Source organism: Okeania sp. SIO2F4, assembly GCF_010672385.1.
GTDB lineage: Bacteria > Cyanobacteriota > Cyanobacteriia > Cyanobacteriales > Microcoleaceae > Trichodesmium.
In genome coordinates this window covers 1-2,918 of the sequence record NZ_JAAHGT010001095.1, presented here as the reverse complement: position 1 = coordinate 2,918, position 2,918 = coordinate 1, and the positions used below count along the sequence as shown (strand labels likewise).

The window sequence follows — 2,918 nt, the reverse complement described above, 5'->3', positions numbered from 1 at the left end:
CCGAATCACCAATAATTAATAATTATTTATTAAATAATTCAGCTTACTTTGCCTCCCCTTTCAAGAGGAAAAAGCGGTCGTTTGCGTTAGTGTTAGCGCAGCTCCTCCGCAGGAGGCAGCTCCTCTGAAAGAGGCAGCATGACCTTAGGATGGGATGGCGAGGTTTCCTCGCTTGCCTCCAATCTCCCAAAAGAGAAAAGTGCTCTTGAATTTCCTTAATATTCAATTCCGTAACGGTTTTAACCTTCTTGTAATTATCAATTATCAATTAATGAATATAGCTTTAATTATGTCTTATCTAGTATAGAGTATATATTCTCAAATATTTTTATTTGAAAATAAATCATTCCTCAATTGTTTTTTAGGATAATTTTTAGGCTGATTTCAGAAGTATATTGAAACATAAATCTCTAGAATTGACAAATATATAGCCAGTCTAATGTAAGCATTCAGCTATTAGCAGTCAGCTATCAGCAATAAGACCCTACTTTTAAGGAAGGAGTTTAAATGAATATAGACTTTAACAACTTTTGTAGTAAAATTTAATTCTGACTTGATTAATACAGCTTTGAACTTACACCAAAAGCAATAGTTGATAACTAATAGCTGACGGCTGAATGCTTAGAGTCTAATACCATTTCTCAAAAAAAATTCTACATTTTATTAAGCCTGGGAATAGGGGAGTATGGGAGTGGGGAAGAAGTAAACATAAGAATAATTAACACCCTACTGGGGTGCTAATTATCAAAAAGATGATTTACCGAATTATTAATTATTAATTATTAATTATTAAATAATTCTGGTTTAAAGCCTCCCCTTGGATAGGGGAAAAAAAGAAATAATATCTTCTGATATTCAATCCTCTCGGTTTTAACCAGAGGTAATTATCCATTATCCATTATCCATTATCCATTAATGAATCGTGTTAATTACTTAATGGTTGAAGTGTCACCTAAATATAGAATTACTGCGAATAAATTTGACGAAATGTCAAAAAATGTTTATGTAACTCAAACCTTTGAAATTGCTTTCTTCCACTCCGTTCCAGTCCCTGCAGACATAGTGACATTTAATTATATCTGGCTACTTAACTGCAACTATCTTTTTTAATTTACTATAAGGTTTCTCAGCCTTTGTGAGGTACAGTTGCCATTCTTCTTTTCTGTTCCCTATTCCCTAAAAGTTAGAAATTTTTTGTACCTTACAAGTACAATAATAGCTATATTAGAATTTTGAAATTAATTTTTAGGAGTATACATTTATAATGATTGAAGTTGAAAAATTAAGCAAAATTTATGGTTCAACCTCAGCACTGAAGGAAGTATCTTTTGCTGTACAACAGGGAGAAATACTGGGATTTTTAGGTCCTAATGGTGCAGGTAAAACAACAACAATGCGAATCTTAGCTGGATATTTGCCTGCTACAAGTGGCACAGCTAAAATTGCTGGTTATGATGTTCATGAAGATTCTATGGCAGTACGACAATTGATTGGTTATTTGCCAGAAATACCACCTTTATATCCAGAAATGACAGTAGAAGGATTTCTATTTTTTGTAACTAGAATTAAACGAGTTCCTGCCGGCGATCGCTCTGCTAGAGTTAAGTTGGCAATGAGAAGATGTGGGTTATTAGATAAGCCAAAAGTTTTAATTAAAAAATTATCAAAAGGATATAAACAAAGGGTTGGTATTGCTCAAGCTTTGGTACACGATCCCCAGGTAATTATATTAGATGAACCGACTGTTGGTCTTGACCCTAGACAAATTATTGAAGTCAGAAATTTAATTAAAAGTTTGGCTCAAGAGCATACAATTATTTTATCTACTCATATTTTGCCGGAAGTTAGTATGACTTGTAATCGAGTGGCGATTATTAATCAGGGTGAAATTGTAGCTACGGGTAGTCCTGAAGAAATGAGTAATAAGTTAGCAAGTGGATGGGGATATGAAGTAGAAATTGAGGGAGAAACTCAAGAGATAGAAACAGGATTAAAGTTATTAGCTGAAGTTCCGGGAATTCAATCTATAGAAAAAATTAAATCAGATAATGAAGGTCGTCTTAGATTACAAATAAAATGTCAACCGAAAATGGAACCAGGAAAAGAGATTTATAATACTATTGTTACTGCTGGTTTGGGTTTATTTGAACTACGTCGAACTCGTGCTAGTTTGGAGGATGTTTTCTTGGGTTTAACTACAGGTGAAGTTGCTAGTAATTCAATGGTTGAAGGGTCTACAAATTCTGTAGTAAATGAGGAAAAGTCTGAGGGAAATATTGAGCTGGAAAAGAATAAAAATCAATTACCCGACCCTTGGGAAAATTGAGGCGATCGCTCAAAATTCAAAAGTTAAAAGTTAGATTTTATAGACTCAAAACTTTGATACGTTAAGCAAAACTTGTAGTAGACTGACACAGCTAAAACTGTGCGTTAGATTTTTTCCTATAATTCTCGTTATGGGAAGATTTGAGGATTTTTTTCTAATTTACTATTTAAGGTGTGTCAGTCCAGAAGAAAAATTTTCCGATTCATCTCCTCTGGTTGGGTACTTAAGAAAATGTATTGACTATTGCTCTATACGCAATAGAAGAAAAATTTCCCGATTCATCACCTCTGGTGGGGTGCTTCATAAAATGTAATGACTATTGCTCTATACGCAATAGAAGAAAAATTTGATGATTCATTGCCTCTGGTGGGGTGCTTCATAAAATGTAATGACTATTGCTCTATACGCAATAGAAGAGAAAATTTACTATTCATCACCTCTGGCGGGGTGCTTAAGAAAATGTGTTGACTATTGCTCTATACGCAATAGAAGAGAAAATTTACTATTCATCACCTCTGGCGGGGTGCTTAAGAAAATGTGTTGACTATTGCTCTATACGCAATAGAAGAGAAAATTTACTATTCATCACCTC

At 33.9% G+C, this 2,918-nt stretch carries 1 protein-coding gene; it reads left to right on the top strand.

Features of this window, described 5'->3' with window-relative positions; translation table 11 throughout:
• Positions 1 to 1,264: 1,264 nt before the first annotated feature.
• Positions 1,265 to 2,326 carry an ABC transporter ATP-binding protein gene (locus tag F6K22_RS37485; protein WP_293109871.1) on the top strand — a complete coding sequence of 354 codons (1,062 nt, stop codon included), beginning with the start codon at positions 1,265 to 1,267 and terminating at the stop codon, positions 2,324 to 2,326.
• Positions 2,327 to 2,918: the final 592 nt, after the last annotated feature.

Bases quoted from the DNA above. Each gene is read 5' to 3' on its own strand.
- F6K22_RS37485 (WP_293109871.1), top strand. From the start codon at position 1,265: ATGATTGAAGTTGAAAAATTAAGCAAAATTTATGGTTCAACCTCAGCA.